The sequence below is a fragment of the Collinsella aerofaciens genome (assembly GCF_015555045.1).
GTDB lineage: Bacteria > Actinomycetota > Coriobacteriia > Coriobacteriales > Coriobacteriaceae > Collinsella > Collinsella aerofaciens_W.
The window spans coordinates 1-23,219 of sequence record NZ_JADNJQ010000010.1 but is presented as its reverse complement, the minus strand read 5'-3'; the positions used below and the strand labels follow the sequence as shown (position 1 = coordinate 23,219).

Annotated in this window: 22 protein-coding genes; 19 read left to right on the top strand and 3 right to left on the bottom strand. The window is 61.5% G+C overall.

Features of this window, described 5'->3' with window-relative positions:
* Nucleotides 1-33 precede the first annotated feature (33 nt).
* On the bottom strand, nucleotides 34-753 hold the full coding sequence (locus tag I2E45_RS04990; protein WP_022094936.1) for a GntR family transcriptional regulator: 720 nt from the start codon (nucleotides 751-753) through the stop codon (nucleotides 34-36).
* 304 nt (nucleotides 754-1,057) lie between these two features.
* Between I2E45_RS04990 and I2E45_RS04985 the strand changes: the two genes are divergently transcribed.
* From I2E45_RS04985 to nhaA, 7 genes are all read left to right on the top strand, one after another.
* Nucleotides 1,058-2,458: a glycoside hydrolase family 1 protein gene (locus I2E45_RS04985; RefSeq protein WP_117746098.1), complete on the top strand. Its 1,401-nt coding sequence runs from the start codon at nucleotides 1,058-1,060 to the stop codon at nucleotides 2,456-2,458.
* Between the two features lie 119 nt (nucleotides 2,459-2,577).
* Entirely contained in the window at nucleotides 2,578-3,921 is a 1,344-nt protein-coding gene (locus I2E45_RS04980) for a PTS sugar transporter subunit IIC (RefSeq protein WP_195444678.1), read from the top strand.
* A 161-nt stretch (nucleotides 3,922-4,082) separates the two neighbouring features.
* Nucleotides 4,083-4,385 (top strand): PTS sugar transporter subunit IIB, encoded by a 303-nt coding sequence (locus tag I2E45_RS04975; RefSeq protein ID WP_035137700.1) that lies wholly within the window; start codon nucleotides 4,083-4,085, stop codon nucleotides 4,383-4,385.
* An 18-nt stretch (nucleotides 4,386-4,403) separates the two neighbouring features.
* Nucleotides 4,404-4,727, top strand: coding sequence for a PTS lactose/cellobiose transporter subunit IIA (locus tag I2E45_RS04970; protein ID WP_035137844.1), 324 nt, complete (start codon nucleotides 4,404-4,406; stop codon nucleotides 4,725-4,727).
* Between the two features lie 241 nt (nucleotides 4,728-4,968).
* On the top strand, nucleotides 4,969-5,922 hold the full coding sequence (locus tag I2E45_RS04965; RefSeq protein WP_229058835.1) for an ROK family protein: 954 nt from the start codon (nucleotides 4,969-4,971) through the stop codon (nucleotides 5,920-5,922).
* A 163-nt stretch (nucleotides 5,923-6,085) separates the two neighbouring features.
* Nucleotides 6,086-7,009 carry a manganese-dependent inorganic pyrophosphatase gene (locus I2E45_RS04960; protein WP_006235927.1) on the top strand — a complete coding sequence of 308 codons (924 nt, stop codon included), beginning with the start codon at nucleotides 6,086-6,088 and terminating at the stop codon, nucleotides 7,007-7,009.
* Between the two features lie 266 nt (nucleotides 7,010-7,275).
* Nucleotides 7,276-8,634 carry a Na+/H+ antiporter NhaA gene (gene nhaA, locus I2E45_RS04955; protein ID WP_118081538.1) on the top strand — a complete coding sequence of 453 codons (1,359 nt, stop codon included), beginning with the start codon at nucleotides 7,276-7,278 and terminating at the stop codon, nucleotides 8,632-8,634.
* An 86-nt stretch (nucleotides 8,635-8,720) separates the two neighbouring features.
* On the opposite strand, the gene I2E45_RS04950 is transcribed toward nhaA, so the two are convergent.
* Nucleotides 8,721-8,975, bottom strand: coding sequence for a hypothetical protein (locus I2E45_RS04950; protein ID WP_040359778.1), 255 nt, complete (start codon nucleotides 8,973-8,975; stop codon nucleotides 8,721-8,723).
* Between the two features lie 149 nt (nucleotides 8,976-9,124).
* Here I2E45_RS04950 and I2E45_RS04945 point away from each other — a divergent pair, with 149 nt between their 5' ends.
* The 7 genes from I2E45_RS04945 (at nucleotide 9,125) to I2E45_RS04915 (ending at nucleotide 16,081) form a co-directional block, all read left to right on the top strand.
* Complete coding sequence (locus tag I2E45_RS04945; RefSeq protein WP_195444674.1) at nucleotides 9,125-10,429, top strand: aminotransferase class I/II-fold pyridoxal phosphate-dependent enzyme; 1,305 nt, start codon at nucleotides 9,125-9,127, stop codon at nucleotides 10,427-10,429.
* A 51-nt stretch (nucleotides 10,430-10,480) separates the two neighbouring features.
* Nucleotides 10,481-10,795 (top strand): STAS domain-containing protein, encoded by a 315-nt coding sequence (locus I2E45_RS04940; RefSeq protein ID WP_035137695.1) that lies wholly within the window; start codon nucleotides 10,481-10,483, stop codon nucleotides 10,793-10,795.
* Between the two features lie 153 nt (nucleotides 10,796-10,948).
* Nucleotides 10,949-11,539, top strand: coding sequence for a twin-arginine translocase TatA/TatE family subunit (locus I2E45_RS04935; protein WP_195444672.1), 591 nt, complete (start codon nucleotides 10,949-10,951; stop codon nucleotides 11,537-11,539).
* A complete protein-coding gene (gene tatC, locus I2E45_RS04930) occupies nucleotides 11,539-12,330 on the top strand; it encodes a twin-arginine translocase subunit TatC (RefSeq protein WP_195444669.1) in 792 nt (263 codons plus the stop codon). Before I2E45_RS04935 ends, tatC begins: the two co-directional genes overlap by 1 nt.
* Nucleotides 12,331-12,336: 6 nt before the next feature.
* Nucleotides 12,337-12,693, top strand: coding sequence for a hydrogenase maturation nickel metallochaperone HypA (hypA, locus tag I2E45_RS04925; protein WP_195444668.1), 357 nt, complete (start codon nucleotides 12,337-12,339; stop codon nucleotides 12,691-12,693).
* Nucleotides 12,694-12,748: 55 nt separating this feature from the next.
* A complete protein-coding gene (hypB, locus tag I2E45_RS04920) occupies nucleotides 12,749-13,432 on the top strand; it encodes a hydrogenase nickel incorporation protein HypB (protein WP_035137692.1) in 684 nt (227 codons plus the stop codon).
* 54 nt (nucleotides 13,433-13,486) lie between these two features.
* Nucleotides 13,487-16,081 carry a DNA topoisomerase I gene (locus I2E45_RS04915; protein WP_195444665.1) on the top strand — a complete coding sequence of 865 codons (2,595 nt, stop codon included), beginning with the start codon at nucleotides 13,487-13,489 and terminating at the stop codon, nucleotides 16,079-16,081.
* 169 nt (nucleotides 16,082-16,250) lie between these two features.
* Here the strand turns inward: I2E45_RS04915 and I2E45_RS04910 are convergent, their stop codons facing one another.
* A complete protein-coding gene (locus I2E45_RS04910; RefSeq protein WP_195444663.1) occupies nucleotides 16,251-17,234 on the bottom strand; it encodes a zinc-ribbon domain-containing protein in 984 nt (327 codons plus the stop codon).
* A gap of 246 nt (nucleotides 17,235-17,480) precedes the next feature.
* On the opposite strand from I2E45_RS04910, the gene tmk reads away from it, so the two are divergent.
* The 5 genes from tmk (at nucleotide 17,481) to I2E45_RS04885 (ending at nucleotide 23,010) form a co-directional block, all read left to right on the top strand.
* On the top strand, nucleotides 17,481-18,164 hold the full coding sequence (tmk, locus tag I2E45_RS04905) for a dTMP kinase (RefSeq protein ID WP_195444661.1): 684 nt from the start codon (nucleotides 17,481-17,483) through the stop codon (nucleotides 18,162-18,164).
* A 1-nt stretch (nucleotide 18,165) separates the two neighbouring features.
* A complete protein-coding gene (locus I2E45_RS04900) occupies nucleotides 18,166-19,293 on the top strand; it encodes a DNA polymerase III subunit (RefSeq protein ID WP_195444659.1) in 1,128 nt (375 codons plus the stop codon).
* On the top strand, nucleotides 19,284-20,978 hold the full coding sequence (locus I2E45_RS04895; RefSeq protein ID WP_195444657.1) for a regulatory iron-sulfur-containing complex subunit RicT: 1,695 nt from the start codon (nucleotides 19,284-19,286) through the stop codon (nucleotides 20,976-20,978). Before I2E45_RS04900 ends, I2E45_RS04895 begins: the two co-directional genes overlap by 10 nt.
* Before the next feature lie 101 nt (nucleotides 20,979-21,079).
* Entirely contained in the window at nucleotides 21,080-21,886 is an 807-nt protein-coding gene (locus I2E45_RS04890) for a ComF family protein (protein ID WP_195444656.1), read from the top strand.
* 11 nt (nucleotides 21,887-21,897) lie between these two features.
* Nucleotides 21,898-23,010 carry a hypothetical protein gene (locus I2E45_RS04885; protein WP_195444654.1) on the top strand — a complete coding sequence of 371 codons (1,113 nt, stop codon included), beginning with the start codon at nucleotides 21,898-21,900 and terminating at the stop codon, nucleotides 23,008-23,010.
* The last annotated feature ends 209 nt before the right edge of the window (nucleotides 23,011-23,219 follow it).

Here is a 23,219-nt window from a genome sequence, read left to right as displayed (position 1 = left end):
GTTCAAAACGAGCGCCCGCATGACTGCAAAAACCTATGCCAACGTTACGTTGTGCAACTCAAAGCGGTCGCCAACGTTGCGCGAGACCGAATACTCAAAGGCGGCGCCGCTGTCCAAAAAGCCAATCTGGGTGAGCTCGAGCAGGGGAGAGCCAGGCTTGGTGTCCAGGCGCTCGGCTTCTTCCTCGGTTGCTGCCACGGCGCGAATGGTACGGTGGAAGCTCGAAATTTTCAGCCCGCATTGCTCGCGGATGAAATGGTAGACCGATCCGTACAGGTCCTTCTTTTTCAGCCCCGGAATCAGCTCGAGGGGCATGTAGGTGTACTCGATAACGATGGGCTTCCCATCGGCCTGACGCACGCGCACGACGTGATAGGCAAAGTCATCCTCGGCAATTCCCAGCTGGGCTGCGATGTCCGCTGGTGGATTAACAATCGAGAAATCGTAGACCACCGAGGTCACCTTTTCCCCGCGGTGCTCATACGAAAAGCCCTGGGCACGGTCGTTTTTGCCCTGGAAAAACGCCTGGCCGGGAAGTCCCGCCGTGTCCTTAACGTAGGTGCCCGATCCGCGCCGGCTGGTAATAAGACCTTCCTCGGTGATTTGCTCGATAGCTCGTTTGACGGTGATTTTGGAAACGCTATAGAGCTCACAGAACTCAACGACGGTGGGAAGCTTGTCGCCCGGTTTAAGAGCGCCATCCTCGATACTTCGACGAATATCTGCAGCTATCGCCTCGTATTTGGGAATCATGGAACCTCCTTTCCGACATATATGAATACAAAAAGTAAGTATAACCCTCAACAGGGCATCCATATTACTTTTATCTAAGAAGTTCGAGAAAGAAAAAAGAAAAAGACGCTTTACTTTTAAAATTAGAGCGCTATAGTTTAAGCAACGAACGGAATCCTTCCGCACAACAGGATCGACCGTTTGGGGACGGTTTTGTTTTGGCGGGTTGGATATCGGTATGGCCGGTGCGCGCCCGCGCCGGATAACCTGCCAAAGCAAACCCGTCTCCAACCGGAAGCTCTAGAACACGAAAGCGAGGACTTTGATGGCACAGTATCAGCTGCCCAACGACTTCTTCTTTGGCGCTGCTATGTCCGGCCCGCAGACTGAGGGTCAGTGGAACCAGGGCGGCAAGCTCGAGAACCTGTGGGACACCTGGTCCATCCAGGATCTGGGTTCGTTCTACAACCGCGTTGGCTCTTACGCCGGCAATGACTTTATGGCCAAGTACCAGGAAGACCTTCGCATTTTGAAGGACTTGGGTCTGGATACCTATCGCACTTCCATCCAGTGGAGCCGTCTGCTCGATGCCGACGGCAACCTCAACGAGGAAGGTGCCGCGTGGTATCACGAGTTGTTCCGCGCCTCTCGCGAAGCCGGCTTGGAGCCGTTTGTCAACTTGTACCACTTTGACATGCCCACCTACCTCTTTAACCGTGGCGGCTGGGAGAGCCGTGAGGTTGTCGAGGCTTACGCACATTACGCCGACGTCGCCTTCCACGAGTTTGGCCAGGAGATTAAGTACTGGTTCACCTTTAACGAGCCCATCGTCGAGCCCGAGCAGCGCTATCAGGAGGGCGTGTGGTTCCCGCAGCTCCACGACTTCAACCGCGCCCGCACCGTGCAGTATCACATCTCGCTGGCGCACGCGCTGGCCGTGGCCAACTATCGTCGCGCCTATGACGAGGGCGCTATTCGCGCCGATGCCAAGATCGGCATGATCAACTGCTTTACCCCGGTCTACACCAAGGAGAACCCCAGCGAGGCGGACCTCGAGGCCGTGCGCATGACCAGCGGCATCAACAACCGCTGGTGGCTCGACCTCATCACCAAGGGCGAGCTTCCTGCCGACGTGCTCGACAGCCTGGCCGAGGGCGGCGTTAAGCTCCCGTTCCGCGCCGGCGACCAAGAGATCCTCAAGCAGGGTGTTGTCGACTGGCTAGGCTGCAACTACTACCACCCCACGCGTGTTCAGGCGCCGGCGAGCAAGGTCGACCAGTACGGCCTGCCGCACTTTGCCGACGAGTACGTATGGCCCGACGCCGTTATGAACGAGAGCCGCGGCTGGGAGATCTACCCGCAGGGCCTCTACGACTTTGGCATGGACTGCGCTAAGAACTACCCCGATCTTGAGTGGTTCGTTTCCGAGAACGGCATCGGCATCATGGACGAATACAAGAACCGTGACGCCGAAGGAACCATCCAGGATGACTACCGCGTCGACTTTGTACGTCAGCACCTGGAGTGGGTGGCCAAGGCCATCGACGAGGGCGCCAAGTGCCGCGGATACCATTATTGGGCCGTCATCGATAACTGGTCTTGGGCCAATGCCTTTAAGAATCGCTATGGCTTTGTCGAGGTCGATCTGATGGATGGCTATAAGCGCCGTCTTAAGAAGTCGGCGGCCTGGCTCAAACAGGTCGCCACGACCCACGTGGTTGATTAGCGACCGGACGAACGTCCAGACCGCGCGCCGCCGCGCGCAACACATGGCACATCTGGTGGCAGAGGGCGACAGACCACCGTGCGCATAGGAAAGGCCGGATTTGAAAGTTAGGAGCAATCATGGCCAGTGACAACGGAAAGAGCTTCCTCGACAAGTTTGCCGAGGTCTCTGCGAAGGTGGGAAACCAGGTTCACCTGCGTTCCCTGCGTGACGCCTTCGCGACCATCACGCCGCTCTATATCCTTGCGGGTATCGCGGTTCTTATTAACAACGTCGTGTTCCCTCTGTTCCCGCTCGATGCGGCGGGCCTTGCCAACCTTCAGACGTGGGGTTCGGCGATTACGCTGGGCACCCTCAACGTCTCTGCCATTATCTTGGCCGGATTGATTGGCTACAGCCTCGCTAAGAACAAGCGCTTCGATAATCCGCTTGCTTGCATGGTCGTCGCTATCTCTGCCTTCGTCATCATGATGCCGCAGCAGATCACCGCCACGCTTGCCGCCACGAGCCCACTGCTCACCGACAAGATCACCTCCGCCGAGGTCACGGGCGCCCTTTCGACTGCCAACACCGGCACCAACGGTCTGTTCTCGGCTATTATCATCGCCCTGCTTTCCGTCTCGCTCTTCATCAAGATTTCTGGCGTCGAGAAGCTCAAGGTTAAGCTGGGCGAGGGCGTGCCTCCCGCGGTCTCCAACTCCTTCAACGTCATGATTCCGATGCTGCTTAACCTCGCGGTCTTCGCTCTTGCCGCAGCCCTGCTCGCCGTGTGCGCCGGCACCGATCTGTGCACCATCATCTCCACGTGCATCTCCAACCCGCTCAAGAGCATCATGAACGCTGGTCCGTGGGCTGTTATCCTCATCTACACCCTTGCTAACCTGCTGTTCTGCGTCGGTATTCACCAGTCCACCATCTCTGGCGCTACCGTCGAGCCGATCCTGACCATGCTCATCGTCGACAACATGGCTACCTTTGCCGCCGGTGGCACCATCCAGCCCGATCACTACATGAACATGCAGATCGTTAACAGCTTCGCCCTCATCGGCGGCTCGGGCTGCACCCTCATGCTCCTGCTCGACACGCTCCTGTTCTCCAAAAACAAGGCTTCCGAGACCGTTTCCAAGATGGCTATCCTGCCTGGTCTGTTCAACATCAACGAGCCGGTTATCTACGGTTACCCCATCGTGTACAACCTGCCGCTCATGATTCCGTTTGTCCTCCTTCCCGACCTGTTCATCGGCATCACCTATGGCCTTACCTGCGCAGGCATCATCAGCCCCTGCATCGCCCAGGTGCCCTGGACCATGCCTCCCGTCATCAATGCCCTGCTCGCTACGGGCTTTGACTGGCGCGCTGGCGTGTGGCAGGCTATCGAGATTGTCATTGGCATGGCCGTCTACCTGCCCTTTATGAAGATTTCCGAGAAGGCAATCGCCAAGCAGGAGGCTCTCGCCGAGTAGAACGCCTAACGTTCGTCCCTTTCACCTTTGCGGGCGCCGGTACGCGGCGCCGGTGCCCGCAGCTCTCTCCCTTGTGTAAAGATGCAGGGGGGTGGGCACAATAGCCGCAAGGAATAAAACCAGTTGTCGTCTGCGCGCCGCGCAGTTATAAGGAGGAAACCATGAAGAAGATCATGCTCTGCTGCAATGCCGGTATGTCCACGAGCCTGCTGGTCCAGAAGATGCAGGCCGAGGTTGCAAACCGTGGTCTGGATATTGAGGTCGAGGCTCGTCCCATGAACGAGGCCCACGATCACCTGGACGAGTGCGACATGTTGCTGCTTGGTCCGCAGATCGGCTACACCAAGGGCGATTTTGAGAAGGAGGCCGCCGGTCGTTTTCCGGTCGAGGTCATCAACATGGTCGACTACGGCCGCATGAACGCTGCCGGCATCATCGACCACTGCGTCAGCGTGATGGGCTAGGTGCTCTGCATGGAGGATATGAACGAACTGCAGATGACCTGCTTTGAGATCATCAGCTACGTCGGTACCGCCAAGAGCATGTACATCAATGCCGTGCAAAAGGCCAAGGAGGGCGATTTTGACGCCGCCGAGGAGCTTATCAAGCAGGGCGACGAGGCCTATAACGGTGGCCACGATGTTCACATGGGGCTTCTGAAGAAGGAGGCCAACGGCGAACGTAACGGCGAGGCCCCGTTGATTTTGCTGCATGCCGAGGACCAGATGGCCGGCACCGAGACCATGCGCGTCATGGCGACGGAGCTCATCGAGGTTCACAAGCAGCTGCAGGCACTTCAGGCCTAGTCGGCGTTATCGCCGCGACGGACCGTGCGGTCCAACAGACAACATAGTCCCTTTGACGGGCGCCGGGAGCCTCCGCCTCCCGGCGCCTTTATTTTTGGGGATGGTCTTGCGCGGCCTGTTGGGCAGCCAATTGCGTTACCCCAGATAAAACCTGCCAAAACAAACCTGTCCCTTTTTGGTAGGTTTTTGCCTTGAGAGCGGTACCATACAGGCAATGTTTAAACGAGAAAGGTGGGCTCCCATGGAACCTAAGCAGTACTACATCGGCATCGACGTCGGCGGCACTTCGGTTAAGGAGGGCCTGTTCGACGAGGACGGCAACCTGCTTGCCAAGGCCAGCGTGCCCACGCCTCCTATCGTTGACGCCGCAGGCTTTGCCGCGGTGACCGAGGCTATCGACCAGGTGGTCGCCAAGGCACAGATTCCGCGTGCCTTTGTGGCGGGCATTGGCCTGGCCGTTCCGTGCCCCATCCCGGCGTCGGGCGATGCCAAGGTCAAGGCCAACATTGCCATTAACCTGCCCGAGCTGAGGGTCGCCATTCAGAAGCACTGCCCCGATGCGGTCGTTAAGTATGAAAACGATGCCAACGCCGCTGCCATGGGCGAGGCCTGGCTCGGCTCTGCCAAGGGTGTGCAGAACGTGGTGATGGTCACCATCGGTACCGGCGTGGGCGGCGGCGTTATCGTTAACGGCGACGTGGTATCGGGCGTTGTGGGCGCCGGCGGCGAGATTGGCCACATGTGCCTGAACCCGGCCGAGGAGCGCACCTGCGGCTGTGGCGGCCATGGCCATCTGGAGCAGTATTCCAGCGCCACCGGCGTGGTGAGCAACTACCTTGCCGAGTGCAAGAAGGCGGGCGTCGAGCCCATCGAGCTCACCGGCCCCTCCGATTCCAAGGACGTGTTCCAGGCCTGCCGCGAGGGCGACAAGCTCGCGCTTGCCGCGGCCGACACCATGGCCGACTACCTCGGCCGCGCCCTGGCGCTTATCGCCAACGTGGTCGACCCCGAGATGTTCCTGATCGGTGGCGGCGCGTCCGCTTCGGCCGATGTCTACCTCGATGCAGTTCGCGAGCACTTCCAGCGCTACGCGCTCTCCGCCTCGCGCGAGACGCCCATTAAGGTCGCTTCGCTCGGAAACGACGCCGGCATCATCGGTGCCGCCTACGTAGCCCTGCGCGCCGCCGGTAAATAGTCGGTGCAAGGGGGACAGGCTTTGCACCAACATGGTGCAAAAGGGACAGCCTTGGCCCCCGTGCCTGCCCCAAAACATGCCGTGGCCCTTCCGTCTGCGAAGGCTCGGCATCGGCGTGCTACCATAGCTACGTCCAAGTACACATATCAAGTGGAGGATATCCATGGCAAACGTTCTTGTCTTTGGTCACCAGAACCCCGATAACGACGCCATCATGAGCGCCGTCGTCCTGTCCCAGCTGCTCAACCAGGTTGAGTATGCCGGCAACACCTACGAGGCCTGCGCCCTTGGTCAGCTTCCGGCAGAGTCCGCCAAGCTGCTCGCCGACGCCGGCATTGCCGAGCCTCGCGTGATCGAGTCCGTCGAGGCCGGTCAGCTCGTCGTCCTCACCGACCACAACGAGTCCGCCCAGTCCGTCGCCGGCCTTAAGGACGCCACGGTCTTTGGCGTTGTCGACCATCACCGCATCGGCGACTTCGAGACCGCCGGCCCGCTGCACTACATCTGCCTGCCCTGGGGCTCCAGCTGCACCATCGTCACCAAGCTCGCCGGCGTGCTCGGCGTTGAGCTTTCCGACGTCCAGGCCAAGCTGCTGCTTTCGGCCATGATGACCGACACGCTCATGCTCAAGAGCCCCACCACCACCGATGTCGACCGCGCCGTCGCCGCCAAGCTCGGCGAGCAGGTGGGCGTCGACCCGGTCAAGTTTGGCATGGAGGTCTTCCTTACCCGCCCGTCCGGCTCCTTCACCGCTGCCGAGATGGTCGGCAACGACATCAAGATGTTCGAGCCCGCCGGCAAGAAGCTGCTCATCGGCCAGTACGAGACCGTCGACAAGAGCCGTGCGCTTGGCATGATCGACGAGATCCGCGAGGCCATGCGCGCCTACGCCGCCGAGAAGGGTGCCGACGGCATTGTCCTGTGCATCACCGACATCATGGAGGAGGGCTCGCAGGTCCTGCTCGAGGGCGAGACCGAGGCTGCTCAGAAGGGCCTGGGCATTGCCGACGAGCACGACGGCGTCTGGATGCCGGGCGTCCTCTCCCGTAAGAAGCAGGTCGCTGCCCCCATCATGGCCGCCTGCTAGGTTTAGTTGACCAAACGCCACGACCGGATCGCGGACGCCCCGCGCTCCGGTCGTTTTTTGTGCATGCGCCGCGTCGTCTCTTGGACAGGCGTGCCCGTGCCGTTGAGCAAATAATGTTCAACCTGTGGTTCCGCTTTTCGGCCACGCCTGCGTGCTTGTCGTGCAGGGTAGGCTAGATGCAAGCGTAATACGTTAGAGCGCGGCGCCGCCACTTGGGCGGGCCGTGCTTTTTTAAGACGGGAGCCTTCCCGTGAAAGGAGCCGCCCATGGCAGCAACCGAGCAGCTGTTCAACGTCCGTGAGCGCAAGCGCTTTGAACGCCACGACATTTGGGAGCGCATCGCCGAGAACGGCACGATTTCCGCCGCGGTTATGGTCATCGCCGCCATCGCCGCCGTCATTTGCGCCAATACCGATGCCTACGAGGCCATCCATCACTTTTTGGAGACCCCGCTGTATGTGGGTCTGGGCAACCTTACGGCCGGTCTTACCGTTGAACTTTTCGTCAACGACTTCCTCATGGCGATTTTCTTTTTGTTGGTGGGCATTGAGCTTAAGTACGAGATGACGGTCGGCGAGCTCAAGAATCCGCGTCAGGCCATGCTTCCCATGCTGGCGGCCGTGGGCGGCGTCGTCGTTCCCGCCTGCATCTACCTGATCTTTAACCATGCCGGCGCCCGCAACGGTTGGGCCATCCCCATGGCAACCGATATTGCCTTTGCGCTGGGCGTGCTGTCGCTTTTGGGCAACCGCGTGCCCAACGGCGTGCGCGTGTTCTTCTCGACGCTCGCCATCGCCGACGACCTTATCTCCATCGCCGCCATCGCCATCTTCTACGGTCAGAGCCCCAATCCGTTTTGGTTGGGCGCCGCTGCGCTTGTGACCTGCGCGCTCGTGTGGCTCAACAAGACGCAGCATTACCGCCTTGCCCCGTATTCGGTACTGGGTCTGCTGCTGTGGTTCTGCATGTTCAAGAGCGGCGTACATGCCACGCTCGCCGGCGTCATCTTGGCCTTTACCATCCCGGCCAAGTGCGGCGTCAAGCTCGATAGCCTCACCGATTGGTTGGGCGAGTGCCTGCCGCTGCTTGATGACCGCTACGACGACGAGGCACACATCCTGGGCCAGCATGACTTTACCGTCTCGACCACCAGGGTCGAGCGCGTCATGCACCGCGTGACCCCGCCGCTCATCCGCATGGAGCGTCTGATCTCCACGCCGGTCAACTTTGTGATTCTGCCGATCTTTGCGTTCGTGAACGCACAGGTTCGCCTAGTGGGCGTGGACATGAGCACGCTGCTCACCGATCCGGTGACGCTCGGCGTGTACTTTGGCATGCTGCTGGGCAAGCCGATTGGTATCTTTGGCATGACGTTTGCCCTGGTTAAGTTTAGGGTCTGCGAGCTGCCGCATAACGTTAACTGGCACATGATTGCCGGTGTGGGCATTCTGGGCGGCATCGGCTTCACCATGTCGATCCTCATCAGCGGCCTTGCCTTCCCGACGGCCCAGTTTGAGGTCCTGGCCGCCAAGGCCGCCATCCTTGCCGGTTCGGTCACCGCTGCCGTGCTCGGTATGATCTACATGAGTGTGGTCTGCAAACACCCCGCGCCCAAAGACAAGTAAAAGCATATACAAGTTTGAAAACGCCGCCTGTGGACACCATCACAAGCGGCGTTTTAGTCAATGGGGACGTTCTTAAATGACTAGGTTTATTCCACGGTGCCGTAGACGGCGCCCCAGCCGTGGGCGGCCAAGGCGGAGTTGAGCTGGTCGCAAAGCGATTGGCGGTCGTAGTAGCCGGGCGGCAAAAGGTTGACGATTTCCATGAGGTCGGGCGCGAGGTCCAAGATCTCGGCCTGCACGATGAGATCCAGGCGGTCGATGGCGCGGCGGTCATAAAACAGTCCGTCGACCAGGCGCTGCAGGTCGCCGAATTCCTCGGCCTGGAACGATCCGTACTCCATAGTGCCTCCTTGGGCGCCTCACGCCGGCATGCGCGGCGATTCGTAATTTATTGCGATGGACTTAATCTATCACGGCTTCATACCGTTGCGGCGGTGGCGGTCTATACTTAGACGAACTGCAACGTCCCGCTTCGCGAAAGGTCGCACCCATGCAGACGATCTACCAGAAGATGGAAACCACCGAACTCGATGCCGCCATCGAGGCACTCAAAACCGAGGTCGCCGAGGTCAAGGCCAAGGGCCTGGCGCTCGACATGGCCCGCGGCAAGCCGTCGCCCTCCCAGGTGGACATCTCGCGCCCCATGCTCGATATCCTCAATGCCGATGCCGATCTGCACGACGGCAACGTCGATTGTTCCAACTACGGTTGCTTTGAGGGTATTCCCTCGGCACGCAAGCTGGCGGGGGAGTTCCTGGGTTGCCCCGCCGAGCAGACGCTCGTACTGGGTTCGTCGAGCCTGCTGATCGAGCACGATATCGCTGGCATGTTCTGGCGCTGCGGCTCGTGCGGCAGCGAGCCCTGGGAGGCTTACGAGGCCGCGCATGACGGCAAGAAGGTCAAGTTCTTGTGCCCTGTTCCCGGCTACGACCGCCACTTTGGCATCACTGCCGACTTGGGTATCGAGAATGTCCCCGTCGCGATGACCGACAACGGCCCCGACATGGACGAGATCGAGCGCTTGGTTGCCGCCGACGACTCCATCAAGGGCATCTGGTGCGTGCCCAAGTATTCCAACCCCACGGGCATCACCTTTAGCGAGGACACCGTGCGTCGCCTGGTCGAGATGCCCGCGGCCGCGCCCGATTTCCGCATCTTCTGGGACAACGCCTACTGCGTGCACGACCTGTACGACGAGACCGACGAGCTCGCCAACATCTTTGACCTCGCTCGCGCGGCGGGCACCGAGGACCGCGTGGTGGCCTTTGCATCGACGTCCAAGATCACCTTCCCGGGCGCCGGCATCGGCTTTATCGGTGCGAGCCCCGCGGTTATCGCGGAGTTCTCCAAGCGCCTGAAGGCCGGCCTTATCAGCGCCGACAAGCTCAACCAGCTGCGCCACGTACGCTTCCTTCCCACCATCGAGGCGGTCAAGGAGCACATGAAAAAGCATGCCGAGTTCCTGCGTCCGCGCTTTGAGGCCGTCGAGCGCAAGCTCACCGAGGGCTTGGGCGACACAGACTGTGCCACCTGGACGCACCCCCGCGGCGGCTACTTTGTAAGCTTCGATGGTCCCGAGGGCTCGGCCCAGAAGGTCGCCGCGCTTTGCGCCGACCTGGGCGTCAAGCTCACGCCGGCCGGTGCTACCTGGCCCTATGGCAAGGACCCGCGCGACACCAACATCCGCATCGCGCCGAGCTATCCCACAGTCGAGGACCTGGAGGCCGCGCTCGATGTGCTGGTGCTGGCTGTGAAGCTGGTCGCTGCCGAGCTTGCGCGTGCCGAGCGCGCCTAACGCGCGGCTTCCCGTACTATCCGCACTTTCGATACGTAAAGGAGCGTATACATGGATTTGGGTATTTCCACCAACCCCACGCCAGAGCTCTATACCATTAAGGTAACCGGCGAGATTGATATCTCCAATGCCGATAGTCTGCGCAACGCCATCGACTTGGCGCTCGAGCAGCCCACCGAGGCCGTTGAGCTCGACTTTGCCCAGGTGAGCTACATTGATTCGACGGGCATTGGCGTGCTCGTGGGCGCCGCGCACCACGCGGTCGACCACGGCAAGCGCTTTAGCTGCACCAATGTGCAGCCCCCGGTGATGCGCGTGGTTCAGCTGCTGGGCGTCGACCAGGAGATCTCGATCACGGCGGCATAAGCCCTGCCCCAAAAGGGGCGTGCCGTTTGGCATATGTTTGTGATGCGCTCGGACGTTTTGGCGTCCGGGCGCTATACTTGACCGAATGAATAGACGAGTTCCGGCCGAATGGCGCGGTGCGGGCTCGACTCACATCGAGCCTTGGAGGTATGTGTGTTTGGTATTGGAGAGGGTGAGCTCGCGATCATCGTGGTCTTCGGCTTTTTGCTGTTTGGCCCGGATAAGCTCCCGCAGATGGGCCGCACAATCGGCCGTGCCATCCGTCAGTTCCGCGAGACGCAGGAAAAGATGACGGCCGTTGTTCAGTCCGAGATTATCGATCCGGTAAGCGAGGCCGCGTCGGCCCCGGTCAAGCCCAAGAAGGCTGCTGCAACCGACGACGATTCCGATGCGGATGAGGATGCCGCCGAGACGGCAGCGCCCGCCAAGAAGGAGACCTTTGCCGAGCGTCGTGCCCGCCTTGCCGCCGAGAAGGCTGCGAGCGAGGGTGCCACCGAGGGCGAAGGCGCTGCTGATGAGGCCGAGAGCGCCGAGTCCGCCAAGGCCGAGCCTGCCGCTGCCGTCGCCGAGCCCGAGCCTGCTGCAGAGCCGGAGCCCGAGCCCGAGCCGGCAGAGCCCACGACGGCTGACCTCTACGCCCGTCGTCCCCGTAAGCGCAAGGCTGTCGTCGACCAGCTCGCTCGCGAGCTCGAGGCCGAGGACGACGCCGCTGCCGCCGACGCCCCGAAGGGAGGCGATGAGTAATGCCTATCGGACCTGCGCGTATGCCGCTCTTCGATCACCTGGGAGAGCTCCGTCGCCGTCTGACCATCGTGGTCGTGTCGGTGTTTGCCGCCGCTATCGTGCTGTATTTTGCCACGCCCGTGGTGCTCGATATCCTGGAAGACCCCATCCGCTCTTTTGTGCCGGACGGTAAGTTCTACATCACTACCACGCTCGGCGGCTTTGGCTTGCGCTTCTCGCTGGCCATCAAGATGGCCATGGTCATGTGCACGCCCATGATCATCTGGCAGATTCTAGCGTTTTTCCTGCCGGCGCTTCGCCCCAACGAGCGCAAGTGGGTCGTGCCCACGGTGCTCGCCTCGACGGTGCTGTTCTTCCTGGGCGCCATTTTCTGCTACTTCATCATCATTCCCGCGGGCTTTGAGTGGCTCATCGGCGAGACCTCGGCCGTCGCTACGGCGCTGCCCGATCTGGAGAACTACGTCAACATGGAGCTGCTCTTTATGATCGGCTTTGGCGTGGCGTTTGAGCTGCCGCTCATCATCTTCTACCTGTCCGTCTTCCACATCGTGTCCTACGCTGCTTTCCGCGGTGCCTGGCGTTATGTATACGTTGGCCTGCTTGTGGGATCGGCTGTGATTACGCCCGACGGCTCGCCCGTTACGCTGGGCCTCATGTATGGTGCCCTGCTCTCGCTCTACGAGATTTCGCTTGCCATCGCCCGTGTGGTCATTACCGCGCGCGAGGGCAAGGAGGGCTTGTTCGTGAGTCGTCTGGACCTGTTCTCGGACGACGAGGACGACGAGGAGTAAATCGGTATGCACGAGGTTGGCATTGTCAACGGCATACTCGATACAGTGATTAGCGCGGCGCGTGGGGCGGGGGCCTCGCGCGCCGTTTTGGTAACGCTGCGTATCGGGGATATGACCGAGGTCGTGCGCGAGGCACTCGACTTTGCATGGGAGACATTTCGCGACGAGGACCCGCTCACGCGCGGCTGCGAGCTTGCCGTAGAGGAAGTCCATCCACAAAGCGAGTGTCTGGACTGCGGCGAGGTCTTTGAGCACGACCGCTTCCATTGCCGTTGTCCCCAGTGCGGTGGCGCCAATGTGCGCCTACTGCACGGCCGCGAGCTCGACATCGCAAGTATCGAAATCGAAACCCCCGACGATTAGCCCGCTAGCCATCTGGTGATGGGGTATAAAGGGGCCAAATTAAGGAGCGCTAAGTATGGCTGAGAAAACGATTGATATCGCATCGCCAATTCTGTCGCGCAATGAGCGCCTGGCAGATCAGCTGCGGCAGCGATTTAAAGAGACAGGCACCTATGTGATCAATGTGCTGTCGAGCCCTGGCTCGGGCAAGACCACTACGATTCTGGGCACCAACGAGCGCCTGCGCGACAAGGCCGGCTTGCGCTGCGCCGTCATCGAGGGCGATATCGCCTCGGACGTCGACGCCATCACCATGAAGGAAGCCGGCATGCCCGCCATCCAAATCAACACGGGCGGCCTGTGCCACCTCGAGGGCAACATGATCATGGAGGCCGTTGACGCCTTCGACCAGGCTGTGGGTCTGGAAAACATCGACGTCATCTTTATCGAAAACGTGGGTAACCTGGTCTGCCCAGTCGACTTTGACCTGGGCGAGAACCTGTCCATCATGATCCTCTCGGTGCCCGAGGGCGACGACAAGCCCATCAAGTACCCGGGCATCTTCCAACACGCCGGCGCGCAGCTGCTCAACAAGGTTGACGTGGCTCCGGCTTTCGATTTTGACATGGATAGGTATACTAAGACACTCGATGACCTCAATCCACAGGCGCCGCGGTTTGCCGTGAGCGCGCGCAAGGGCGAGGGCATGGATGCCTGGTGCGATTGGCTCATCGGGCAGATTGAGCAAGCAAGGGCGTAAGTCGGCCGCCATACGGGCGGGCGTAGCCGCAGAGATACGAGATAGGAGCCTCTTTTGAAGCTCATCATCGCCGAGAAAAACGACGCCGCGCGTCAGATCGCCGAGCGTCTGTCCACGGGCAAGCCCAAAAAGGACAAGGTGTACAACATCGCCATCTACCGTTTTGAGTGGAAGGGCGAGGAGTGCGTGACCATCGGCCTTGCCGGTCACATCCTAGCGCCCGATTTTTGCGACAGCGTGCTGTTCGATAAAAAGCTGGGCTGGTATTCGGTCACCGAGGACGGCGAGATGCTGCCGGCCGACATACCCGATGGCCTGGCGCGTCCGCCCTACGACACCAAGCGCAAGCCGTTTCTTGCCGATGGCATCTCAATCAAGGGCTGGAAACTCGAGAGCCTGCCTTACCTCACCTGGGCGCCCGTCATTAAGCTACCGGCCGAGAAGGAACTCATTCGTTCGCTCAAGAACCTCGCTAAAAAGTCTGACAGCGTCATTATCGCCACGGACTTCGATCGCGAGGGCGAGCTAATCGGTTCGGACGCCCTCAACAAGGTGCGCGAGGTGGCGCCGGACTTGCCGGTTGCCCGCGCCCAGTACTCTTCGTTTACCAAGGCCGAGATCACGCAGGCCTTCGATAATCTCGTCTCGCTCGACCAGAATCTGGCCGACGCCGGCGAGAGCCGCCAGCACATCGACCTCATTTGGGGTGCGGTGCTCACGCGCTACCTGACGCTCGCCAAGTTTGGCGGCTTTGGTAACGTGCGCTCTGCCGGCCGTGTGCAGACGCCGACGCTTGCCCTGGTGGTCGAGCGCGAGCGCGAGCGCATGGCGTTTGTGCCCGAGGACTATTGGCAGATCCGTGGCATGGGCGCCGCGCAGGGTGCTGCCGAGGGCGACCGCTTTAAGATTGCGCACAAGACGGCACGCTTTACCGACAAGGATGCTGCCGAGACGGCGTACGGCCATGTTGACGGCGTTGCGACGGCAACCGTCGCCGCGGTGACCAAGCGTTCGCGCAAGCAGCAGCCGCCCACGCCGTTTGCGACCACTTCGCTGCAGGCTGCCGCCGCAGCCGAGGGCATCTCGCCTGCGCGTACCATGCGCATCGCCGAGTCCCTCTACATGGCGGGCCTCATCAGCTACCCGCGTGTCGACAACACCGTGTACCCCGCGACGCTCGACCTGGGCGCCGTGGTGAGCGACCTGGCAAAGATCAATCCGGCGCTGGCACCTGTATGCAAAAAGGTGCTCGCCGGCCCCATGAAGCCCACGCGGGGCAAAGTCGAGACCACCGACCACCCGCCTATCTATCCCACGGGCGAGGGCGATCCGTCCACGCTCGATGGCGGCCAGCGCAAGCTCTACGACCTCATCGCCCGCCGCTTCCTGGCGACGCTTATGGGTCCTGCGACCATCGAGAACACCAAGCTCGAGCTCGATGTGAATGGCGAGCCGTTCGTGGCTTCGGGCGACGTGCTCGTGACCCCGGGTTTCCGCGAGGCATACCCGTATGGACTCAAGCGCGACGAGCAGATGCCACCGCTGGAGCAGGGCGACACGGTCGACGTGTTCGACATTAAGCTCGAGGCCAAGCAGACCGAGCCGCCCGCGCGCTACAGCCAGGGCAAGCTCGTGCAGGAGATGGAAAAGCGCGGCCTGGGTACCAAGTCCACGCGCGCGAGCATCATCGAGCGCCTGTACGCCGTGCGTTACCTCAAAAACGATCCCGTGGAGCCGAGTCAGCTGGGTATCGCCATTATCGATGCGCTGTCGCAGTTTGCCCCGCGCATCACGAGCCCCGATATGACCAGTGAGCTCGACGGCGACATGACCCGCGTGGAGCGCGGCGAGGACACCGAAGAGCATGTCGTGACGCACTCGCGTGCGCTGCTGGCCGGCGTGCTCGACGAGCTGCTCAAGCATACGCAGGAGCTGGGTGACGCCATCAGCGACGCCGTCACGGCCGATGCGCGCGTGGGCGCCTGTCCCAAGTGCGGCAAGGACCTGGTTATGAAGACGAGCGCCAAGACCCGCGGCAGCTTTATCGGCTGCATGGGATGGCCCGACTGCGACGTGACCTATCCGGTGCCGAGTGGCGTCAAGGTAAGCCCTCTCGAGGGCGATGCCGCCGTGTGCCCCGAGTGCGGTGCGCCGCGCATTAAGTGCCAGCCGTTCCGCCAGAAGGCCTTCGAGATTTGCGTGAACCCCACATGCCCCACCAACTACGAGCCCGACCTTAAGGTGGGCGAGTGCAAGGTGTGTGCCGAGGCCGGACGCCATGGCGATCTGATCGCGCACAAGAGCGAGAAGAGCGGCAAGCGCTTTATCCGCTGCACCAACTATGACGACTGCGGCGTGAGTTATCCGCTGCCGGCGCGTGGCAAGCTCGAGGCGACGGGCGAGACCTGTCCCGAGTGCGGCGCCCCCATCGTGGTGGTCAACACGGCGCGCGGCCCGTGGCGTATCTGCGTCAACATGGACTGCCCGACCAAGGAGAAGAAGCCCGCCCGCGGCCGCAAGACTGCGACCAAGGCGAGCACGGCGAAGAAGACCTCGGCTGCGAAGAAGACGACGGCTAAGAAAGCCACTGCCGCCAAGAAGACGACCGCGAAGAAGTCGACTGCCAAGAAAGCAGCCGCCGACAAGTAACGGCGCAGTCGAAACATTGCCCAAAAAACGAGCGAGGGTCCCATGATCCTCGCTCGTTTTTTGACCGGCAGTTAGGGACATTCCTTTTTCTGCCGGCAGTTAGGGACATTCCTTTTTCTGCCGGCAGTTTAGGAACGTCCCTAACTGCCGGCTCGGAAACGACAAGGCGTTAGTTCACTTCGACGGGTTTGGCGCCGGGATAGCGCTCCTCAAAGTCTAGGCGGTACTTATTGTCATTGGTGCCCGCCACGTTGTCGCGCGACAGCGGCGCCACGATCTCGTTCTTATGGTCCGCGGGCTTTGCGTACTTTAAGCTGATCTCCCAGGCATCGCAGATCGCATCGATGCGGTGATCCAGGTCGTCGTACAGAGCAATGATGTCCTTCCACGAGCTGTAGTTCTTAGAGCTTGTGGGGACGTCCAGGTCCTCGACAATGTCGTAATACTGCTCGATGGTGTCCTCCGTGCGCTCGGCGACGTCAGCGAGATTTTGACGGGTGGTACGATCCTCTTCCAGATAGCTGCCATTAAACGTCTCTGCGCAGGCACGGACCTGGCTATCGAGATCTTCCAGCAGGTCGTAGTATTCACTCAGGCGACGGTAGAGGTTCTGTTCGGAGAGGCTTGCTTCGCCGCCATCCTCGTCGTCATCGTCATCATCGTCGTACAGGCTGTTGGGATTGCCGAGAGGCTTTAGATCATCGTCGTCGACGTCATGGTGCAGCTTAGCTACCTCGGCAGTCGTCTGCGTAGCGGAGTTGTCGAACGGCTTGATCACAAAAAAGATGACCAAGGCGATGATGATTGCCAACAGCACAACGATAACGGCGACAAGCGCCCTGGTAGCGCTCTTTTTGGCGGCGGGGGCCTGTGGTGAATCAGGTGCGTACGTAGATGCCGGTTGCTGTTGGGGCGGGGTGTCCGCGACGGGTATGCGCTGCGTCGTTTCGACCGCTGCGGGGCTGGCGGCGGGGTCGGGGCGATAGGCGAGGGGGTCGTCCGGCTTAGCTTGCGGCGTATCGAGGAAGCCGGTCTGCTCAAACGCGGGTTGGCCATTGCTTGCGGTTGTCTGCTCAACGGGTGCACCGCATGAGGTGCAGAACTTGGCATCATCTGCAAGAAGTTTGCCGCACGAGGCGCAATACCGAGACATTGCCACTCCTTTCGCCACATTTCAAATCAATACGACGATTATACCCAGCGTCCAAAATTCCCCATCATAAGTTGCGGTGAAATAGGGACTGTTTGGCGGTCTCAGAGCTTCAATCAGTCCCTATTTCACCGCAACTTTAGAACGTCTCCAATGACTAGGCCCGATTTGGGGCGCGCCTGCCCCTGGGGTATCATGGCTTGGTTGATATATCTGCATTTACGCGCCTTATAGGAAGGGGCTGCGCTCATGGCTTTTGAGCCCGCTCAACATAGCTTTATCACGCTCGAGGGCGTCGATGGTGCCGGCAAGTCCACGCAGGCGCGTCTGCTTGCCCGCGCGCTCGAACTCGCTGGCTACCAGGTTGTGAGCCTGCGCGAGCCGGGCGGCACCGCCATCAGCGAAAAGATCCGCGCTCTGCTGCTCGACCCCGCCAATACGGCGATGGGCGACACCTGCGAGTTGCTGCTCTACGAGGCGGCGCGCGCTCAGTTGGTGCACGAGGTCATAGCTCCCGCCCTCGCGGCCGGCAAGGTGGTCCTGTGCGACCGCTTCTACGATTCCACGACCTGCTACCAGGCATTTGCCGACGGCCTCGATCGCCAGATAGTGTGCGATGCCAATAACCTGGCCGTCGCGGGAACACACCCGGCGCTCACGCTCGTCTACCACATCACGCCCGAGCAGGCGGCGCTACGCATGGCAGCCCGTGGCGCGGCAGATCGCATGGAGGCAAAAGGCATGACATTCCAGGAGCGTGTTTACCAGGGATTTTGCGCCATTGCTGCCGAGGAGCCAAACCGCGTAAAGCTCATCGACGCCACTGCGACTGTTGAGGAAGTCTTCGAGAAGACGGTCGAGCAGATTCGCGCGTACGGTCTCGACATTTCGCAAGATGCTGTCGCCGCCGCGCTTGCCAAGGAGGCCGAGTAACATGGCCCCCGCTCAGGCAAGCCTGCTGACCAAGCTCGACACCCAACAGCGCGTGCGCGATTTTTTGACCAACGCCGTCGCCAGCGGCCGCGCATCGCACGCCTACCTGTTTTTGGGCGCTCCCGGCGCCGGCAAGCTCGATGCCGCATGGGCGCTCGCCCAGGCCTTCCTGTGCGAGCAGGACGGTTGCGGCGCATGCGACAGCTGCGTACGCGTTGCTCGGCACACGCATCCCGACGTGCACTATTACACGCCCGAGAGCGCCACGGGCTACCTCATTGCTCAGACCCGCGAGCTGCTCGACGACGTGCCGCTGGCGCCCATCCGCGCCAAGGCCAAGGTCTACATCATCGACCGTGCCGAGCAGCTGCGCGCCAACACCGCTAACGCACTGCTCAAGACACTCGAGGAGCCGCCCGAGGGCGTTATGTTCATTTTGCTGGGCACCTCGGCAGACGTGATGCTGCCCACCATCGTGAGCCGCTGTCAGTGCGTGCCGTTTCGGCTGGTGTCGCCCACCGTGGCCGCGCAGGCCGTGAGCCGCGCGACGGGTCAGGACCTCGCGCGTTGCCGCATGGCGGTCGCCGTGGCGGGGAGCCCCACGCGCGGCATCGAGTTCCTTAAGAGTGCCGAGCGCCAGGATGCTCGCCGCCAGATGGTCCGCGCCATCGATTCGCTCATCGCTGCCGACGAGGCTGATGTGCTCAGCCGCGCCAAGTCTCTCATCGTCGCCGTTAAGGCACCGCTCGCCGAGGTCAAGTCCACACAGGAAAAGGTGCTCGAGCAAAACGCCGACTACCTGTCGCGTGGAGCATTGAAGCAGCTTGAGGACCGCAACAAGCGCGAACTCAACGCGCGCGAGCGTTCGGGTATCATGGAAGCGCTGGCGAGCGCGCGGACGCTCATGCGCGACGTGCTGCTGACACTTCAGGACGAGGCGGCCGACGTCGTGAACGAAGACGTGCGCGACACGATCGGGCGGCTTGCCGCCGCGACGAATGTTGCGGGTGCCACCCGGGCGCTCGAGGCGGTCGCGACCGCCGAGCGCAACATCGCCAGAAACGTTACTCCCCAGCTGGCCATCGAGGTTATGCTGTTCGATATCAGGAAGGCACTGAAATGCCGTTAGTCGTACCCGTTAAGTTTACCTACGCCTCGCGCGACCTGTGGTTCGACCCGCAGGATCTGGATATCCTCGAGGCCGATTATGCCATTTGCTCCACCGAGCGCGGAACCGAGATCGGTCTGGTCACGGCCGATCCCTTCGAGGTGCCGCAAGATGAGATCGGCCAGCCGCTCAAACCCGTGCTGCGCGTGGCGAGCGACATCGACCTGCAGCTTGCCGACGACCTGGCCATCCAGGGCGACGAGGCGATGGTCGATTTCCGCCGTCTGGTCAAAGAGCTCGACCTCGAGATGAAGCCGGTCGGCGTCGAATACCTGTTTGGCGGCGAGAAGGCCGTGTTCTACTTTGCGGCCGAGGAGCGCGTCGATTTTCGTCAGCTCGTCAAGGACCTGTCCTCGACGCTGCACATTCGCGTCGACATGCGTCAGATCGGCGTGCGCGATGAGACCCGCCTGGTGGGCGGCTATGCCCAATGCGGACAGGAGCTCTGCTGCACGCGCTTTGGCGGACAGTTTGAGCCCGTCTCGATCCGCATGGCAAAAGAGCAGGACCTGCCGCTCAATTCGTCCAAGATCAGCGGCGTGTGCGGCCGCCTGATGTGCTGTCTGCGCTATGAGTTCGAGGCGTACAAGGATTTTAAGAGCCGTGCGCCCAAAAAGAAGACGCTCATCGATACGCCGCTCGGCAAGGCACGTATCCAGGAATATGACACGCCGCGCGAGCAGCTGGTGCTGCGCCTGGAGAACGGCAAAGTCTTTAAGGTCAACTTGGCCGATATGACGTGCTCGGAGGGCTGCAAAAAGAAGGCCGCCGAGCAGGGCTGCAACTGCCGCCCCGACTGCGTGACGCGTGACGTGCTCGAGCGCATCGAGTCGCCCGAGATGCGCCTGGCGCTCATGGAACTCGATCGCGAGAACGGCGTCGACGTGGGCGATGGCCTGTCGAGTGCCGATCGTCTGGCCGGCACATCGATGCCCAAGCGCCGTCGTCGCGATGCCGAATCCGATGCTCGCGCTGCTCAGGGCCAGGGCGAGGGCCGTAGCCGTGGAAAGGGCCGCGGCAAGGCCGAGGCACCCGAGGCCGAGGAGGCAGCCGGTGGCCGTCGTCGTCGCAAGCGCGCGGGTTCGGGCGATGCCGGCGAGGCCGCGGGTAAGAACGCTTCCCGCGAGCGCGAGGCTCAGCAGCCCCAGCAGCAAAACCGCGGCGGTGGCATGAATCCCACGCGCCGTCGCCGCCGTCACCTGTCGAGCGAGGAGCGCGAGGATGTCTTCCGCGCCGCAGCCGCTCGCGAGGCCGGTGCCGCTCCCAAGGGTGGCACGGGTTCCGACGCGCCTGCCGACAAGGCTGGCAAGCCGCGTGGCGAGGAGGAGCGCGCGTCACGTCCGCGTCGTCGCCATTCCTCGGGCACGCAGCAGAAGCCCTCGGTTCCTTCTGTGGCCGATCAGGTTTCGGATGGCGAAGTCAAGGTCACGCGCCGTCGTCCTGGAGACGGCGGAGGAGCTGCCGCCAAGGCTTCGCACGGCGGCGCTCGCGACGAGCGCGAGCCGCGCGAGGATCGCGGCGGCGAGGGCTCGACCGACCAGGGTCAAAAGCGTCGCCGTCGCCGTCGCCCCCGCAAGCCGCGCCAGGACGGTGGTGAAGGCTCGACCCACACCTCGTCCGCGCCGCAACCGCCCGCCGGCGAATAGCGCCCGTAAACGGATTTAACCCGCCTGACCCTAGCACCTCTGGATATCATGGCTCTACACCGACAACCCTCCCTTCGCCTTCGCGTAGGGAGGGTTGTGTCATGAAGAGACATTTGAATGTATTGACTCGCTTGCAGGGTGCAGGTGCCCTACCGTTTGCGGACGAATTGCTACCGCTTGCCGAGCACGTGGCATACGAGGCGCTCGAGGCGGTGTCGCCCACGCGATGCGCCGGCTGCGAGCGCTCCGGTGCGCTGATCTGCCAGGATTGTCTGGCCTCGTTTGCGCTCATCGACCCGTGCCATAGCTGCATCCGATGTGGTGCCCCGTTTGGGGATTTGCTGTGTACCGAGTGCTCGGTCGAGGGCGCGTCTTCGGCAATGGCCGAGGCGCTCGATCGCTGCCTGGCATGTGCCGTCTACGCACATCCGCTGCCGCGCATCATCAAGGCGTACAAGGATGCGGGCGAGCGCCGTCTGGCACCGTATCTGGCAGAGCTACTCTACGACACCGTCTTACATGCCCAGGCGGCAGCCCCCGATCGCTACGGCGGTGCGCTGTCCGGCGCCGACGCGGTGGTATTTGTGCCCGCGACTGCGGCGGCGTTTCGGCGGCGTGGATTCGACCATATGGAAGCAATCGCGCGCTCGTTTTGCAATCTTTCGGGTGTCCCGTTGCTGGACGCCCTGGTTAAATACGGTCATGGTGACCAGCGAGAGCTCGGTCGCGATGAGCGCCGGGAGCATGCCTGGGGCATGTACGAGACGGTCGAGGATGTGCGCGGCCGCCGTCTGCTGCTCATCGATGATGTCATTACCACGGGCGCGACCATGGCGGCGGCCTCGGCGGAGCTCAAGCGTGCCGGCGCCGCAGCAGTCGATGGCCTCGCTATCGCACGCGTTTGGTAGGGGGTGGCTTTGTGGCAGTGAAGATAGCGCGGCGCATCGAGCCGACAAGCGAGCAACTGGCGGCCTCCGTAGTCCTGACCGGTGCCTCGGCGCTGCGCATGATGCGCGCCGAGCGCCGACAAATGGGTTACATCAGCTGGAGAGACCTCTATCCCGATGAAGAGCGCCGTGTGCTGCATACATCGTCTCCCTCGGCCGAGGACATCTATCTTCCCGATTTGGTGCGGATCGGGGCCGTGAGTGGCGAGGTCCAAGAAGACTTGTGCCTGCTGGTGGGGTCGGCGAAGCAGCGTCGCCGCATGCCTGGTGCAAGCTGGTCCGTTTGTTCTACAGACCTGCCGGACGCCTCGATTTTGGAGGTGGAGCCGGGGGTGTACAGCTTGTCTCCCGAGGCCCTCTGTGCCGCCGTTGCGCGCGAAGTCGGCTGTATCCAGGCATTTGCCCTGGCCCAGGAGCTGTGCTCCAAGATTTCGCTGAGCGATCGCGGGCAGTATCTGCCCCCTTACAGCTCGCCTACCGTGAACAGGCTTGCAAAGGATAAGGACCAGCCGTCAGATGTGGGCTACTTTGAGGTCGAGCCAGTGCTGACGCCCGATCGCCTGGCAGATTACCTTGCGGCATGCAAGGGGAGCGCGGCCAAGCAGCTGCGGCGGCTGTGCCCCTTTCTGTCGGAAAACCTGCGCTCACCCATGGAATGCATCATGCTTGCCATGTTTTCGCTTCCGTTTTCTTATGGCGGATTTGCCTGCGGTCCCTTTAAGACCGACCACAAGATCGAGTTCAACGACCGTGCGCAGGCGATCTCGGGGATGCCGTATGCGGTTTGCGATGCCTATCAGGAAGCAGCTCGGTTTGACCTGGAATACAACGGTGAGCAGGGCCATTCGTCTCGCGGCGGGCGCATTCACGATGAAAAACGCAATACGGGTTTGGCGTCCATGGGAATCGAGGTCGCGACGGTCAACAACGAGATGCTCTGCGACATGGAAGCGATGGAAGCGCTCGCATGGCGCATCCACCAGCGTATGGGTAAACGATATCAGAATCGTGTAGAGGCTCGTCGAAAGAGGCAAGATGCTCTGCTGAATACGCTCCGAGCGTGCTTTGGGCTCAAGCCGGCGTAAAACTATGGCTTTATAGGGGGTCTGTTTATATGCCATGTGCAAAAACCGGCAAATATGAGTACTGTTACTAGATTAGTGACAGCAAAAATAAAGAAACTTGGGCCGAAAAACTGGATTCAGCGAAGAGATAATGGTAGCGCGCAGAGATGTGGTGTAAGAGGCGGGGCATGCCCCGCCTCTTCCCTTTCTTGAAAGGGAGGGGACACCGC

Coding starts and splice junctions, on each gene's coding strand:
- I2E45_RS04990 (WP_022094936.1), bottom strand. CDS start 753: ATGATTCCCAAATACGAGGCGATAGCTGCAGATATTCGTCGAAGTATC.
- I2E45_RS04985 (WP_117746098.1), top strand. CDS start 1,058: ATGGCACAGTATCAGCTGCCCAACGACTTCTTCTTTGGCGCTGCTATG.
- I2E45_RS04980 (WP_195444678.1), top strand. CDS start 2,578: ATGGCCAGTGACAACGGAAAGAGCTTCCTCGACAAGTTTGCCGAGGTC.
- I2E45_RS04975 (WP_035137700.1), top strand. CDS start 4,083: ATGAAGAAGATCATGCTCTGCTGCAATGCCGGTATGTCCACGAGCCTG.
- I2E45_RS04970 (WP_035137844.1), top strand. CDS start 4,404: ATGAACGAACTGCAGATGACCTGCTTTGAGATCATCAGCTACGTCGGT.
- I2E45_RS04965 (WP_229058835.1), top strand. CDS start 4,969: ATGGAACCTAAGCAGTACTACATCGGCATCGACGTCGGCGGCACTTCG.
- I2E45_RS04960 (WP_006235927.1), top strand. CDS start 6,086: ATGGCAAACGTTCTTGTCTTTGGTCACCAGAACCCCGATAACGACGCC.
- nhaA (WP_118081538.1), top strand. CDS start 7,276: ATGGCAGCAACCGAGCAGCTGTTCAACGTCCGTGAGCGCAAGCGCTTT.
- I2E45_RS04950 (WP_040359778.1), bottom strand. CDS start 8,975: ATGGAGTACGGATCGTTCCAGGCCGAGGAATTCGGCGACCTGCAGCGC.
- I2E45_RS04945 (WP_195444674.1), top strand. CDS start 9,125: ATGCAGACGATCTACCAGAAGATGGAAACCACCGAACTCGATGCCGCC.
- I2E45_RS04940 (WP_035137695.1), top strand. CDS start 10,481: ATGGATTTGGGTATTTCCACCAACCCCACGCCAGAGCTCTATACCATT.
- tatC (WP_195444669.1), top strand. CDS start 11,539: ATGCCTATCGGACCTGCGCGTATGCCGCTCTTCGATCACCTGGGAGAG.
- hypA (WP_195444668.1), top strand. CDS start 12,337: ATGCACGAGGTTGGCATTGTCAACGGCATACTCGATACAGTGATTAGC.
- hypB (WP_035137692.1), top strand. CDS start 12,749: ATGGCTGAGAAAACGATTGATATCGCATCGCCAATTCTGTCGCGCAAT.
- I2E45_RS04910 (WP_195444663.1), bottom strand. CDS start 17,234: ATGTCTCGGTATTGCGCCTCGTGCGGCAAACTTCTTGCAGATGATGCC.
- tmk (WP_195444661.1), top strand. CDS start 17,481: ATGGCTTTTGAGCCCGCTCAACATAGCTTTATCACGCTCGAGGGCGTC.
- I2E45_RS04900 (WP_195444659.1), top strand. CDS start 18,166: ATGGCCCCCGCTCAGGCAAGCCTGCTGACCAAGCTCGACACCCAACAG.
- I2E45_RS04895 (WP_195444657.1), top strand. CDS start 19,284: ATGCCGTTAGTCGTACCCGTTAAGTTTACCTACGCCTCGCGCGACCTG.
- I2E45_RS04890 (WP_195444656.1), top strand. CDS start 21,080: ATGAAGAGACATTTGAATGTATTGACTCGCTTGCAGGGTGCAGGTGCC.